Origin of the sequence: Devosia sp. CN2-171, from assembly GCF_049354815.1 — a bacterium.
In the GTDB taxonomy this organism is placed as follows: domain Bacteria; phylum Pseudomonadota; class Alphaproteobacteria; order Rhizobiales; family Devosiaceae; genus Devosia_A.
In genome coordinates this window covers 2,887,730-2,900,857 of the sequence record NZ_CP186479.1, presented here as the reverse complement: position 1 = coordinate 2,900,857, position 13,128 = coordinate 2,887,730, and the positions used below count along the sequence as shown (strand labels likewise).

Genomic DNA, 13,128 nt, shown 5'->3' with positions numbered 1-13,128 from the left:
TCCTCCTTGATCCGGCCGTTGGGGCCATTCTCCATCAAGTAAGTTGAAACGTTATCATCTAAGTTGAATGTCACAAGTCGGTCAGGGCGATGGCAGCTGAAAAATCCTTCTAACATGTCAGCTGGAGCGGCAGGGTTTTCAGTAGGCATAACAAGGCGCTCGGCGACCTTGCGGTACGCCGAGGCAGTTCGTGGTCGACGCGCCGGCCCCGCGTCTAAGCGGCGATCTCGATCACCGCTTTGACGAGCCCACGCTTCTGGGTTGCCCAGACAGGGATGTCGCGCGCCGCGCCGGCAAGCGTGGTGCGATGGGTGATGAGCTTGTCGATGGGAACGTTGCCTGCGGCGATCGCGGCAATTACGCGCTGGAAATCCTCCGATGTGGCGTTGCGGCTGCCGAGCAGAGACATCTCCCGGCGGTGAAAATCAGGATCCTCGAACGTGATCGGCCCCTTGACGACGCTGACCAGCACGTAGGTGCCTCCGTGCGCGACATAGTCGAAGCCCTTCTGCATCGACGCCGCGTTCCCCGTCGCATCGAAAACAAAGTCGAAGCCCTCGCCATCGGTTAAGGCCGCCACCATCGGCGCCGCTTCATCGGCTGGGATGGGAGTGGCGCCCGCAATGGCCCGGGCCGTTTCAAGCCTCGCCGCATCGAGATCGAGCACCGAGACTTCGAGCCCCGAGATGGCGCCAAACAAGGCCACGCCGAGCCCAATCGGACCAGCCCCGATCACCAGTCCGCGCTTGCCGGCGCCGGTGCCGGCACGCCTGACCGCATGCGCGCCGATCGCCAGGAACTCGACTGTCGCGCAGGCATCTATGCTCAGGCCCACGGCCTTGACCAGGTTGGCGACCGGCAGGCTGAGCAGCAAGGCCATGCCGCCGTCGCGATGGACGCCGAGCACGGCGATGCGCACGCAGCAGTTCGGCTTGCCGGCGCGGCAGGCGATGCAGCGGCCACAGGAGACATAAGGGTTGACCACGCAGATTTCGCCGGGTGCAAAACCCGACCCGGCCGGCGCCTCGAGCACCTCGACAGCGAGTTCATGTCCCATCACGCGCGGATATTCGAGGAACGGATGCTTGCCCTCGTAGATGTGGTAGTCGGTGCCGCAGATCCCCACCCTGAGCGGGCGCACCAGCGCCTCGCCCTCGCCGCGGTGCGGGGCTGGCCGGGTCTCGATCTCGAGCACGCCGGGCTGGCGGCAGACAAGCGCATGCATTTTCAACTGCTTTCGACGGGACGTGGTGGAAGAATGCGAGAGCCGGATGCCGGGGAGACCGAGGACCCGGCCCTCGCGATGGGTCACTGGAACTGGGACATGGTATCCTTGGTCACCAGTGCAGCGCCCGAGTCGATGAGGGATGGGACCTCATCGCCGCGGATGGCCTTGACAAGGGCATCGACGCCGAGCTCGGCCATCTTGGCCGGGAACTGCGCGACAGTCGCGTCTTCGATGCCTGCCGTCAGGGCCTCCGCTTCGCCGCAGCAGAAATCGAAGCCAACCAGGACGATCGCGTCGTTTGCGATGCCGGCGTTCTTGATTGCCTGTGCGGCCCCTGCGGCTGGAGGACCGCAAGCAGCATAGATCGCCTTGAGATCGGGGTTCGCGGTCAGCAGGTCCTGCGCGACGTTGATCCCCAGCTCTTCAGTACAGTTGGTGCCGGCCCGCCCGACCACCTTGACCTCTACCCCCTTGAGGCCCTCGAGCATGCCGTTGACGCGATCATCCAGCGCCGGAACGCCGGGGACGCCTTCGAGGATGCCGAGCGTGTCGCCGTCCTTGAGCACCGACTTCAGATACTGGCCGGCGATGACGCCCGCCGCATAGTTGTCGGTGGTGGCAAGCGAGGTCCGCCCCTCCCAGTCGGGAATGTTGTTGTCCATGAGGACAATCTTCACCCCCTGGGCGATGGCCTTGTCGAGCGCCGGCGCCACGGTGGGGTCGACCGGTGTGAGGGCTATGCCCTGCACGCCCTGCGTGACCATCGACTCGATCTGGGCGATCTGGCCCTCGATGTCGGTGGCGGACGTGCCCTGGCCGTAGATGATCTCCACCCCGGGATTGGCCTCGGCATAGGCCTTGGCGGCATTCTCCATCGTGGCAAAGAACGGCACCGGGAACTTGGTAATGAACCCGAGCTTTATGTTGTCCTGCGCTAGGGCCGGTCCGGCGATCGCAGCAGCGAGCGCCAGCCCTCCCAGCAGTAGTTTGAGCTTCATGGTCTTCCTCCCATTCGGACCGCTCCGATTGAAGCGCTCCATCACTCGATCCCCCTCGGATCGATCCCCTGGGTCTCCGCCCCGACGATGAGCGAGACCAGTTCGTGCTGATTTGCCCTGCTTGGTTTGAGTTCGCCGACCTTGCGCCCCTGCCGGAGCACCACGGCGCGGTCGGCCAGTTCGATGACGTGTTCCATGTTGTGGGTGATGAGGATCACCGCGTTGCCCTCGTCGCGGAGCTGAGCGATCAGGTCGAGCACCTTGCGCGCCTCGCGCAGCCCAAGGGCGGCGGTGGGCTCGTCGAGCATCACCAGCTTGCGGGCGAACACCGTTGCCCGCGCCACCGCGATGGCCTGGCGTTGCCCGCCCGACATCAGCGCCACCGGCGCATCGAACTTGGGCAGCCTGACCTTCAACCGCTCGATCACGGCGGCCGCCTTCTGGTCCATTGCCCGCCGGTTGAGCAGCCGCATCCCCCGCGGCAGCCAGCTCGGGAAGGCGATTTCCCGACCGCAGTAGAAGTTCTGCGCCGGGGTTAGGTTGTCGAACAGCGCCAGGTCCTGGTAGACCGTCTCGATGCCGGCGCTTCGAGCCGCCGCCGGGTTGTGGATGACGGTCGGCTGGCCGTCGAGCAGGATTTGCCCGCCATCCAGCCCGTGTACGCCGCTGATACATTTCACCAGGGTCGATTTGCCGGCGCCGTTATCACCCAGCAAGGCCAGCACCTCGCCACGATAGGCGTCGAGGCTGACGCTCTTGAGCGCCTGCACGGCGCCGAAGCGCTTGATCGCATTGGAGACGGAAAGGACCGGCGAGGCGGACGCGGCGACGGTCATGACGCCCTCCCCGACTGCATGACGCGCACCCGCGCTTCCAGATGGTTGCGCAGCACGTCCGCCTCGACGGCCACCACGATGATCAGCCCGATGGCGATCATCTGGAAGAAAACATCGACATTGAGCAGGTTCAGGGCGTTGCGGATCACCCCGATCATCACCGCCCCAACCAGCGCATGGCCGATATGCCCGCGCCCGCCCAGGAAGCTCGCGCCCCCGATGATCACCGCCGCGATGGTGTCGAGCTCGAGCAGGTTGCCATAAAGCGGTGACGCTGCCTCGGTGCGGCCGGCCAGCACGATGGCGCCGACGCCCGCGCACAGGCCTGAGATGACGTAGACCGAGACCAGCACCCATTTGACCGGGATGCCCATCTGCACCGCTGCCTCGGGCTTGCCGCCCACGGCATATATCCACCGCCCCCACACCATGGCGCGGGTCATGAGCAAGACCAACGCGGCGACACCGAACACGACGAAGAACGAATTGGGGATGCCCAGCGTCGAACCGCCGCCGATGAGTGCGATCTCCATGGGCATGCCGCGCATCGTCGTGTGCCCGATGGCGAGCTCGAGCGCGAGACCTCGCGCTATGCTGAGTGTCGCGAGTGTGATGATGAAGGGGTGGGGAAGCCGGCCGAAGACGTAGACGATGCCGTTGACTGCGCCCACAGCTCCACCGGCGACCAGCATCGCTGCCATCACCAGCGCTCCGGAATCGGCGACGCGGAAGACCAGTCCGCCGACCACCGTCGCCAGCGCCAGATTGGCGCCGACCGACAGGTCGATGCCGCGCGTCAGGATGACTAGGTGCTGCCCGATTGCGACAATCGCAATCACGGCGGTCTGGGCCAGGATGTTCCCGATATTGACCGGCTTGAGGAAGTTGGGCGTAGCGAGGCTGATGCCGACCACGAGAATAATGAGGATCAGCATCGGCCCGATGCTCAGCAGCCGCAGCGCGATGCCAAGCATCGAGCCCCCCTGCTGCGACCGGGCACGTACCTCAGCTTCACCCACGAGTGGTTGTTCGTCCACCAGCACAGCCCCTCTCCGTGCGTCCCTTATGTACAAAAAACCTCATTCACGCGGATCGTCAAATTGTTTTTTATAGGTTACAGAACAAGTGCGGCGACGGGAGAAGACGGGTGAAGACGGATACTTTGTTCAAGCGGGCCTACAACGATGCGCTGCTGCTGACCGCGCAGTTACGGGAAGGTGAGGCGATGCCCTCAGAAACCGTGCTCGCCGCACGGCTTGCGGTGAGCCGGACGACGGTGCGGAAAATCCTGTCTACGCTGGCCGAACAGGGCGTCGTGGGCGGCGCCGGGCGCCAGCGCTTCATCCGGGTCTCGGCCGGGCATGCCGCGCCGTTTCCGGAGGCCGAGACGGTTCCCACCTCGGTTCAGGTCGAAAAGCAATTCATGGAATGGATGCTGCGCGGCGACGCCAAGGCAGGCTCGCTGATCAACGAGCTCGACCTCGCCCGTCAGTTCGGCGTCGCCACTACCGTCATCCGCGAGTTCCTTAACAGCTTCCAGCGCTTCGGACTGATCGAACGGCGGCCAAGCGGCGGCTGGGTGCTGCAGGGGTTCACCGGCAGCTTCGCATTCGAACTGATCGAGATTCGCGAAATGTTCGAACTGCGATCAGCCAAAGCCTTCGCGGGCCTGCCGGAGACGTCGCCGCTGTGGCAGGAACTGAGGCAGCTGCGAACGGCGCATGTCGAACTGCTGGGCGAGATCGATGCGCGGTTCCAGGATTTCTCGGACCTCGACAGCCGCTTCCATCGCCTGGTCAACGCCGCCGCCCCCAACCGCTTCATCGACGGCTTCTATGACATCATCACCCTGATCTTCCACTACCACTACCAGTGGAACAAGAAGGACGAGCGGGAGCGCAACGAGGTCGCCATCGAGGAGCACCTCGCCTACATCGACGCGCTGCTGAGCCGATCGCGGACCTCGGTCGTCACGGCTTGCCGCAAGCACCTGGCCTCGGCCAGGCAGACCCTCGTACGATCCACCACCAACGACGCCGCCGTGGGCTAGCGCCGCCACCCACGATGGGCTGGCCCGATGTGACCAAAGGCACCGCTCCAGCCGGAGCGGTGCCTTTTCGGCTAGCGATAGCGGACCTGGTTCCAGCGGTGGCCGAGCAGGGACAGGATGATGATCAGCCCGTAGAAGAACTGGACATAAAAGCCGGAGAGGCCTGCTCCCACGACGCCTGACTGGATGAACGACACCGTGAAACTGCCGATGGCGCTGCCCACGATCGTGCCAATGCCGCCCCAAGGCGCTGTGCCGCCCACAAACACCGAGGCCAGGGCAGGCAGCAGATATCCGTCACCGGACGTTGGCCACCAGGTGTAGTTGATCATCACGGCGGCGACGCCCGCCAGCGCCGCGCCAAGGCCGACAAAGGCGAAGGTCTTCAGCCGCACCAGTTTGACGTTGATGCCCATCTGCTGCGCCGCGTCAGGGTTGTCGCCAACCATGTGCACGTGCACGCCGAAGCGGTGCCTGTTGTAGATCAACGAGCAGATCGCCACGAACAGCAGGGCCCAGAGCACTTGCACAGGAATGCCGAAGAACTGGCCGCCGAAGATCTGGAAGGTAAGGGTCTTGGGCAGGCCAACGAGCGCGATCGACTTGCCCTCGGTGTTGATCTGGATCAGCCCGCGCAGCATGAAATTCATGCCCAGCGTGGCGATGAGCGACGAGAGGTTGCAATAGACGACGAGCCAACCCACGCAGAGCCCGAGAACAAGGCCCGTCAGCACGGCCGCGATGATGCCCAGAAACGGATCGTACCCCGCCTGCACCACCAGCGCGAAAACCCACCCGGCCATGCCGATCGTCGCCGGAAAGGAGAGGTCGATTTCGCCCACCGTCACCACATAGACCAGTGGCACGACGACGAAGAGGACGACGGGAAGGCCGATGAGGACGGCGCGGTACATGTTCCACTGCGAGAACACTTCCGGGTTGCCCACGAAGAAGCAGGCTAGCATGACCACCAGCACGACGAACGAACCGATGGCTGGCCGGTGGTCGATCAGGAAACGGCGAAGCTTGGATCGGTCGGCGTGCTTGCCCTCGGCAACGCGCCGGACCTTGTCCGCATCGAGTGTCTTGGCGGCCAGTGCCTGACCGTCACGGTTGGCTGTATCGGTCATACTGTACCTCCTGTGGACTCAACGCCGGCGCCGCCTGGATGGGCAAGCTCCTCCATGAAACGGACAAGGGCTTCCGCCGAGCCGAGTTCGGTCTTGGTGGCCTGCAGCGCCACGCGTCCGCGATCGAGCACGACGAAGCGATCGGAAATATCGAACACGTGGTGGATGTTGTGGCCGATGAACAGGATCGAGCGGCCCGCCGCCCGGGCCTGCCGGACGAAATGGAAAACCTTGGCCGTCTCGGTGAGCGAGAGCGCCGTCGTCGGCTCATCGAGGATGATCAGGTCGCTCTGGTTGTACATCGCCCGCGCGATGGCCACGCCCTGCCGCTCGCCGCCGGACAACTGGCCGACAATGGAACTCGGGCCGAAGACCTTCGAGGTGAAGCCGATCTCGCGCATCAGGCGCTCGGCCTCTTCGCGCTGCTTGCGGACCTTGAGAAAGCCGAGCGGACCGACCAGTTCGCGGCCCATGAAGATGTTCCAGATGATGGTCTGCTGCACGGCCAGCGCGCGGTCCTGGAACACCGTCTCGATGCCCGCCTCGCGCGAACGTGCCGCGTTCCAGTTCGAAACCGGCTCGCCGCGCACGAGGATCTCGCCCGTCGTTGGTCGAACCGCGCCGGCAAGAATCTTGATGAGTGTGGACTTACCGGCGCCGTTGTCCCCAACGAGGCCGACGACCTCGCCCTGGTCCACGTGAAGGTCAACTCCGCCCAGGGCGTAGACCTGCCCATAGGACTTCTTGATGTCCTTGAGCTCGATAATGCGATTTTGCATGCTGCCTCGCTGCAAATGATGGGCCGGGGCCCGGCCGGAACCGGACCCCTGCCGCCGGGAGCGCTTAGCGAAGGCCTTCCTTGGCCAGGTCCGCCACAGCTCCGTAGTTATCGGGCGTGACGAAGCCGGCACCGGTATCCACGTTGATCGAGCCAAGGCCGTAGACGACCTGCTGGCATAGCGACAGGATCGGCATGTACCCCTGCAGGAACGGCTGCTGGTCGGAGGTCAGCTGCACCCAGCCATCCTTGAACGCCTCGACGATCTGCGGGCTGGTGTCGAAACCGATATTGATGACGTCGCCGGCGTTCTTGCCTGCCGCCTGCATGTAGGTGGCGGCGTTACCGAGAGGCTGGCCACCCGGATAGGCGATGATCTTCACATCGGGATTGGCCGTGACAGCCGCCGTGATAACCGGAATGCCCACGTTTGGATCTGTGCCCAGGCCTTCCGGACTTTGCAGCTTCACGACCTTCAACCCAGCGGCCTCGAATGCCTCGAGTGTTCCGAGTTCGCGTTCTGCGCGCTCCAGCTGCGACCAGTCGCTCATGACGATGGCGACATCGCCGGCCTTGAGGCCGAAGCGGCGGATGGCCTCCTCGCCCAGAGCCTTGCCTTGCGGCTTCTGCTGGGCCCCGACATAGCCGCCACCGAACTTCGCGGTGACCTCGTCGACCGGCACGTTCTGGTACATCATCTTGATGCCGGCGGCAGAGGCTTCCTCGGCCAGCGGCATGATCGCGGCATTGCCCGGGTGGCCCATCATGGCGATGCCGTTCGGGGCAGCGCCGATGGCCTCGCGGAGCTGCTGGATCATCTTCTCCGAGCTCCAGCCCGAGAACACGTAGTCGACCTGCGCGCCAGTGTCCTTGGCCGCCTGGACGGCACCGTTATAGACGATCGACGCAAAGGCATCGCCCTCGGCCCCACCTGCAAAGAACCGGATCTTGACGTCGCTGCACCAGTTGTCGCGCAGCGTTTCCGCCATGGCGGCGCTGGTCAGGCTGGCGATGGTGACAGTCGCAAGAGCTGCGGCGGTAAGAGTCTTCAGATCAATCATAGTCACGTCCTCCCTTTCGTGCTGTGCACGGTTTTGCGTGCCGGCTCCCCCGCCGGCACCACTCATCAGCTGGCGCGTCGTAGCGAGGGATCCCCTCCCTCGTAGTTGGCGGCCAGATTCACGAAGTCGCCACCTCGAGCGTGCTTGAGGTAGTTCAGCGCCCGGATTTGTCCGGTCATTTCGAGATCGCCGCGATAGACCGGATCGTGCCAGCCCTCGATGTCGATCGAGCCTGCCCAGCCGGCGAGCCGCAGTTCGGAGATGATGTCGGTCCAGTTGCTGTCGCCGAAGCCCGGCGTGCGCATGAACACGAACTTCTCCTTGCCGAAGATGCCGTGCTCCTTGATCACGTCCCAGCGGACGGTGGCGTCCTTGCCGTGCACGTGGAAGATCTTGCTCGCCCATTTGCGAATCTGCGGCAGCGGGTCGATCAGGTAGACCAGCTGGTGGCAGGGCTCCCACTCGAGCCCGAGATTGTCGTCCGGCGTCTCGTTGAACATCAGCTCCCAGGCATCGGGGTTGTGGGCGATGTTCCAGTCGCCGGTCTGCCAGTTGCCGTCCATGGCGCAGTTCTCGAAGGCGATCTTGATGCCCTTGTCGGCGGCGCGCTTGGCGAGCTCGGACCACACCTGCTTGTACCTGGGCAGGCTGTCGGTCAGCGGCTTGCCGCGGACCCGGCCGGTGAAGCCGGCGACGCAGGTGGCGCCGAAATGGTGGGCGTTGTCGATGCAGTCCTTCCAGCCTTGGAGGGTCTGGCGGTCCATCTCCTGGTCTTCGAGCGGATTGCCGAACATGCCGAGGGTAGAGATGGTGATGTCGCGATTGCCGATCGCATCGAGGCTGCGCTTGCCGAGCTCGGCGAGGTCCTGGCCGTTCGTTGTCTGCCAGAAGAACGGCTCGAAGCTCTCGAAGCCGAGGTCGCGCAGTTCAACGAGACGTTCGGCGGTCGTGCCGCCGGTGGCATTGACCATCGTGCCGATGCGGATGGATTTGGTCGTGGCGCTCATTGGCGGTCCTCGGGTGCAATGGGTTGACGGGTCCGGGTGCGCGCGCTCTCGATGGCGGCAAACACCATGGCGAGACTCTTGATGTTGTCGCTGCCGGCGGTCTCGGGCCGCCTTCCGGTCTCGATGGCACCGATGAACTCGGCGAGAACGCTGGCATGGCCGTGGGTCTGCGCCGGATCGGCCGGCGGTGGCACTTCGATGGCGGCTAGCGGACGGTGGAACCCGTCATCGCCGTCGACCACATGCGCCTCGAAGCGCTCCGCGCCATCCCACAGCAAAGTGCCACGCGTTCCGATGATGCGCCAGGCGCTCTCCCAACTCGTCTGAGCCCCCTCGGCAGCCCACGACCCGCGATAGGTGAAGGTGATGTCGTCCGCGAGCTCGAAGATGGCGTTGGCTGCAGCGCCGTGCGCATACCAGGAGCCGCGCGGATTGGTTTCATGGCAGTAGACCGCGAGAGCATCCCGGCCGGCCATGAAGCGGGCGGCGTCGAATGTGTGGATCGCCATATCGAGCAGCAGCACATTCTGCATGACATCGCGGAAACCGCCAAAATGCGCGCCGATGAAGAAGTCAGCATGGAGCGCGGTAAGCTCGCCCAGGGCGCCGCTGTCGATCAGCCGACGGATGCGCCGCACGCCGGCAATGTAGCGGCGGTTCTGGACGACGGCATGCGTCCTGCCGGCCCGTGCCGCGAGCGCGACGAGGCGGCGTGCGTCGTCAAGGCTGGCCGCCATCGGCTTCTCGGACAGAACGTGACAGCCATGCTCGAGTGCGGTCGCCACTACGTCGTGCCTGGCGCCGGGAACCACGACATCGAACAGCAGGTCGGGCTTAGTGCCGGTGAGCAGGGCTTTGAGGTCGCTCTCGACCGCCGCCTTGCCCAGACCGAACTCCGCCGCGAGGCGATGCGCAGCATCGGGGTTGATGTCGTTGAGGCCGACAATGGTGATGCGGTCTCGGAGCGCCGGCGTTTCGGCAATGGCCTTGAGCCAGCCCTTGGACATAGCTCCGCACCCGGCCAGAACGGCACGAAATGACACTTGATTGCCCCTCCCCAGGGAAACCATCGGCGCGCCTCCTCCGGCTGCGCGACGGTTTTCGTAAACGTTTACGACGCTATATTCGACGGCAATTCTGTGTCAAGAGAATTGCGTAAACGTTTTCGGAAGCTTCCGGCGCGCTGGGAAAAGCGAGTATTATGAAGGGCATACGGCGCCTTGCCGAACATCTGAACATCTCGATCGGCACGGTCTCCCGGGCCTTGAACGGTCGTCCCGACGTCAATGAAGCAACACGCCGTCGGGTGCTCGATGCGGCTGCCGAGTTCGGCTACGTACCCGACCAGGCCGGACGAACCCTGCGGCAGGGCACGACCAATGCCATCGGCTTCATGATGGAGTCGGGCGCCGACACATCAGGCAACCCCGACAACTTCTTCTTTGGCGTCTTCGACGGCGTACAGACGGTGTTGAGCAGGCATCACCTCGATCTGGTGGTGCTCCCCTGCGCGACTGACGAAGACCCCACCCAGTATCTGCGCCGCATGATCGCGCGGCGGCTGGTCGACGCGTTGATCATATCGGCGACCCACAGAAAGGATCCGCGCGTCGAGCTTCTGAACAAAGCGCACGTGCCGTTCATCGCGCTCGGCCGGACGGGCACCCCAAGTGACCATCCCTGGATCGACCTCGACTTCGAAGGCGTAGCAAACCGCGCCGTGGACCGGCTGGTCGCCAAGGGTCACAGCAGCATCGCCGTTGCCGTGCCGAGCAGCGATATCAACCTCGGCGTCATCTTCCTCCAGGCCTACAAGGATGCGCTGGCCCGGCACGCCATCGCCTTCGATCCGAGCCTGGTGATCTATACCTCGTCCTCCGAACAGGGCGGATACCAGGCGGCGCATCAGCTGATCAGCATGGCCCCGCGGCCGACTGCCATCTTGCTGGTCTACGAGCTGATGGCGATCGGCTTTTACCGGGGCATCAGGGACGCGGGGCTGAACCCGGGGCAGGACGTGGCCGTCATCGCCTTCCGGGAATCGCCGCTGTCCCGGTTTCTGTCGCCGGCGCTCACCTGTTTCAGGGTGTCCCTGCGCGATGTAGGGATCGCGCTGGGGGAATCGCTGCTGGCCTCGATGCCGGCCTATGCCGACATCTATCCGCAGGGCATCGTGCGTCGGGTGTGGCCGATGGAGCTGGTTGAAGGCGACAGCGACAACGCGCGCAACGGTTGAGCGCGCGGGCTGCAACAGCCCGACCGAACGTGCTGCCGCTCAGCCCTTCACCGCCCCTTGCAACAGCGCCGCCACGAACTGCCGCTGGAAGATCAGGAAGACCGCGATGGTCGGCGCGAGGATCAGGAGCGCGCCGGCACAGAGTAATGGGATATCGGTCCCCCACTGGCCCTGGAACGCCCCCAGCGCCCCCGCCATCGTGCGCTGCACCGGATCCTGCACCAGCACCACGGGCAGCAGGAACTGGTTCCAGGTCCACAGCAACTGGAGGATAGCGAGCGACATGATTGCCGGCCGCGCCAGTGGCACGTGCACGAGCCAGAACTGCTTCCACTCGCTCGCCCCGTCGATCTGGGCCGCCTCGGACAGTTCCTTGGGCGTGTTCACGAAATGGGTGCGCATCCAGTAGACGCCGAACGGCATGTAGAGGCCGATGAGCGGCAGGATGATCGCGAAGCGGGTGTTGAGCAGGCCGAGTGCTTTGATCTCGTAGTAGAGCGGCGTGATCACCGCCTCGAACGGCAGCGTCAGCCCCAAGACGAACACCAGGTAGAACCAGCGCCCGCGCCCCTTGTCGAACTTGGCGAGGCCATAGCCCGCCATGGCCGAAAACAGCACGCTGAGCGGCACCGTGCCGATCACGATCAGCAGGCTCGAGAGCAGCAGCTGATCCATCTTGGCCACTTCGAACGCCTTTGCGAAGTTGGCCCATTGCGGATCCGCCGGCCAGGCGAGCCCGGGTGGATAGCTGCCCGATGGCGCCAGCGCCGCGCTGAACATCGAGAGGAACGGCAACAGCGTCAGTGCCATCAGCACGACGATGAGCAGGCGCGCCAGCGCGGCATCGAGGGTGAGGTTCTTCATCGCCGCACCCGCGTCAGCCACTGGATCGGCAGCACGCAGACCAGCACCAGCACCATGAGGAAGATGGCAAGCGCCGAGGCGAGGCCGACCTGCCGATGCGCGAAGGCCAGCCGGTAGATCTCCAGCCCCGGCACCGTGGTCTGGATGCCCGGCCCGCCGCCAGTGGCGATGTAGACGATGTCGAAGCTGGCGAGCGCCGCGATCACGGTAACCGTGACGCAGACGCCGAGCTCCTGCCTGAGCCCAGGCAGGGTGATGTAGACGAACTCGTCCCATGCCCCGGCGCCGTCAAGTCGCGCCGCCTCATAGAGGCTGGGATCGATCTTGGTGATGCCGGTCACCAGCAGCATGGTGCAGAGGCCGAGCAGCACCCAGGCGCCGATAATGCCCACCGCCGGCAGGGCGAAGGTGAAATCGCCGAGCCAGCCGCGCGCCCAGGCCTCGAGTCCGATGCCGCGCAACGCTTGGTTGACGAGGCCCGTATTGGCGAACATCCAGCTCCAGGCGATGCCGGCGGCGACCAGCGGGATGACCTGGGGCAGGAACAGGATGGTGCGCGTCGCGGTGCCGAACGGCCCGCCCAGATGCTCGCGGATCGCCGCGGCGACGGCGAGCCCCAGCACCACCGGGATCAGCGTGAACCACGCGGCGAGGAGGAAAGCGTTGCCGATCACCTGCAGCAAGTCGGCGTCGGTCAGGACGATTAGGTAGTTGTTGAGCCCCACGAACCGCATCTTGCCGATGCCGTCCCAGCGCTGCAGCGAGTAGAACACCGACATTGCCAGCGGCACGAGCACGAAGGCCACGTACATGACGAAAGCGGGCGCCGCGAAGAGCAGCGCCGCAACGGTCGCGCGACGGCCGATGCCGGCGCTCCCCCGCGACTTGGCCGGGGCAGCTGGCGCTGCCCCGGCGACCTGGTTGGTCCTGCTGGTCAAGG

The 13,128-nt window shown here is 64.8% G+C and carries 13 protein-coding genes; 2 read left to right on the top strand and 11 right to left on the bottom strand.

Annotated features, from left to right (window positions below; all coding sequences use genetic code 11):
• Positions 1–214: 214 nt before the first annotated feature.
• From ACOYW5_RS14325 to ACOYW5_RS14310, 4 genes are all read right to left on the bottom strand, one after another.
• Positions 215–1,225: a zinc-binding alcohol dehydrogenase family protein gene (locus ACOYW5_RS14325; RefSeq protein WP_423065563.1), complete on the bottom strand. Its 1,011-nt coding sequence runs from the start codon at positions 1,223–1,225 to the stop codon at positions 215–217.
• Between the two features lie 83 nt (positions 1,226–1,308).
• Complete coding sequence (locus ACOYW5_RS14320; RefSeq protein WP_423065562.1) at positions 1,309–2,226, bottom strand: sugar ABC transporter substrate-binding protein; 918 nt, start codon at positions 2,224–2,226, stop codon at positions 1,309–1,311.
• A 41-nt stretch (positions 2,227–2,267) separates the two neighbouring features.
• Positions 2,268–3,062, bottom strand: coding sequence for an ATP-binding cassette domain-containing protein (locus tag ACOYW5_RS14315; RefSeq protein WP_423065561.1), 795 nt, complete (start codon positions 3,060–3,062; stop codon positions 2,268–2,270).
• Entirely contained in the window at positions 3,059–3,997 is a 939-nt protein-coding gene (locus ACOYW5_RS14310) for an ABC transporter permease (protein WP_423069472.1), read from the bottom strand. Before ACOYW5_RS14310 ends, ACOYW5_RS14315 begins: the two co-directional genes overlap by 4 nt.
• 212 nt (positions 3,998–4,209) lie before the next feature.
• Here ACOYW5_RS14310 and ACOYW5_RS14305 point away from each other — a divergent pair, with 212 nt between their 5' ends.
• Complete coding sequence (locus ACOYW5_RS14305) at positions 4,210–5,112, top strand: GntR family transcriptional regulator (RefSeq protein WP_423065560.1); 903 nt, start codon at positions 4,210–4,212, stop codon at positions 5,110–5,112.
• A 71-nt stretch (positions 5,113–5,183) separates the two neighbouring features.
• Here ACOYW5_RS14305 and ACOYW5_RS14300 read toward each other — a convergent pair whose 3' ends face one another.
• The 5 genes from ACOYW5_RS14300 to ACOYW5_RS14280 form a co-directional block, all read right to left on the bottom strand.
• Positions 5,184–6,242, bottom strand: a complete 1,059-nt coding sequence (locus ACOYW5_RS14300; protein WP_423065559.1) for an ABC transporter permease — start codon at positions 6,240–6,242, stop codon at positions 5,184–5,186.
• Positions 6,239–7,021 carry an ATP-binding cassette domain-containing protein gene (locus ACOYW5_RS14295; protein WP_423065558.1) on the bottom strand — a complete coding sequence of 261 codons (783 nt, stop codon included), beginning with the start codon at positions 7,019–7,021 and terminating at the stop codon, positions 6,239–6,241. Before ACOYW5_RS14295 ends, ACOYW5_RS14300 begins: the two co-directional genes overlap by 4 nt.
• A gap of 64 nt (positions 7,022–7,085) precedes the next feature.
• Positions 7,086–8,081 (bottom strand): substrate-binding domain-containing protein, encoded by a 996-nt coding sequence (locus ACOYW5_RS14290; protein WP_423065557.1) that lies wholly within the window; start codon positions 8,079–8,081, stop codon positions 7,086–7,088.
• Between the two features lie 65 nt (positions 8,082–8,146).
• Complete coding sequence (locus ACOYW5_RS14285; RefSeq protein WP_423065556.1) at positions 8,147–9,088, bottom strand: sugar phosphate isomerase/epimerase family protein; 942 nt, start codon at positions 9,086–9,088, stop codon at positions 8,147–8,149.
• Positions 9,085–10,131: a Gfo/Idh/MocA family protein gene (locus tag ACOYW5_RS14280; RefSeq protein WP_423065555.1), complete on the bottom strand. Its 1,047-nt coding sequence runs from the start codon at positions 10,129–10,131 to the stop codon at positions 9,085–9,087. The genes ACOYW5_RS14285 and ACOYW5_RS14280 overlap by 4 nt, the downstream gene beginning before the upstream one ends.
• Positions 10,132–10,289: 158 nt before the next feature.
• Between ACOYW5_RS14280 and ACOYW5_RS14275 the strand changes: the two genes are divergently transcribed.
• Positions 10,290–11,324: a LacI family DNA-binding transcriptional regulator gene (locus ACOYW5_RS14275; RefSeq protein WP_423065554.1), complete on the top strand. Its 1,035-nt coding sequence runs from the start codon at positions 10,290–10,292 to the stop codon at positions 11,322–11,324.
• Positions 11,325–11,363: 39 nt separating this feature from the next.
• Here ACOYW5_RS14275 and ACOYW5_RS14270 read toward each other — a convergent pair whose 3' ends face one another.
• Both ACOYW5_RS14270 and ACOYW5_RS14265 read right to left on the bottom strand, forming a co-directional pair.
• Entirely contained in the window at positions 11,364–12,188 is an 825-nt protein-coding gene (locus ACOYW5_RS14270; protein WP_423065553.1) for a carbohydrate ABC transporter permease, read from the bottom strand.
• Positions 12,185–13,126, bottom strand: coding sequence for a carbohydrate ABC transporter permease (locus ACOYW5_RS14265; RefSeq protein WP_423065552.1), 942 nt, complete (start codon positions 13,124–13,126; stop codon positions 12,185–12,187). Before ACOYW5_RS14265 ends, ACOYW5_RS14270 begins: the two co-directional genes overlap by 4 nt.
• Positions 13,127–13,128 lie beyond the last annotated feature (2 nt).

Coding starts and splice junctions, on each gene's coding strand:
- ACOYW5_RS14300 (WP_423065559.1), bottom strand. CDS start 6,242: ATGACCGATACAGCCAACCGTGACGGTCAGGCACTGGCCGCCAAGACA.
- ACOYW5_RS14310 (WP_423069472.1), bottom strand. CDS start 3,997: ATGCTGATCCTCATTATTCTCGTGGTCGGCATCAGCCTCGCTACGCCC.
- ACOYW5_RS14325 (WP_423065563.1), bottom strand. CDS start 1,225: ATGCATGCGCTTGTCTGCCGCCAGCCCGGCGTGCTCGAGATCGAGACC.
- ACOYW5_RS14315 (WP_423065561.1), bottom strand. CDS start 3,062: ATGACCGTCGCCGCGTCCGCCTCGCCGGTCCTTTCCGTCTCCAATGCG.
- ACOYW5_RS14270 (WP_423065553.1), bottom strand. CDS start 12,188: ATGAAGAACCTCACCCTCGATGCCGCGCTGGCGCGCCTGCTCATCGTC.
- ACOYW5_RS14290 (WP_423065557.1), bottom strand. CDS start 8,081: ATGATTGATCTGAAGACTCTTACCGCCGCAGCTCTTGCGACTGTCACC.
- ACOYW5_RS14285 (WP_423065556.1), bottom strand. CDS start 9,088: ATGAGCGCCACGACCAAATCCATCCGCATCGGCACGATGGTCAATGCC.
- ACOYW5_RS14320 (WP_423065562.1), bottom strand. CDS start 2,226: ATGAAGCTCAAACTACTGCTGGGAGGGCTGGCGCTCGCTGCTGCGATC.
- ACOYW5_RS14295 (WP_423065558.1), bottom strand. CDS start 7,021: ATGCAAAATCGCATTATCGAGCTCAAGGACATCAAGAAGTCCTATGGG.
- ACOYW5_RS14275 (WP_423065554.1), top strand. CDS start 10,290: ATGAAGGGCATACGGCGCCTTGCCGAACATCTGAACATCTCGATCGGC.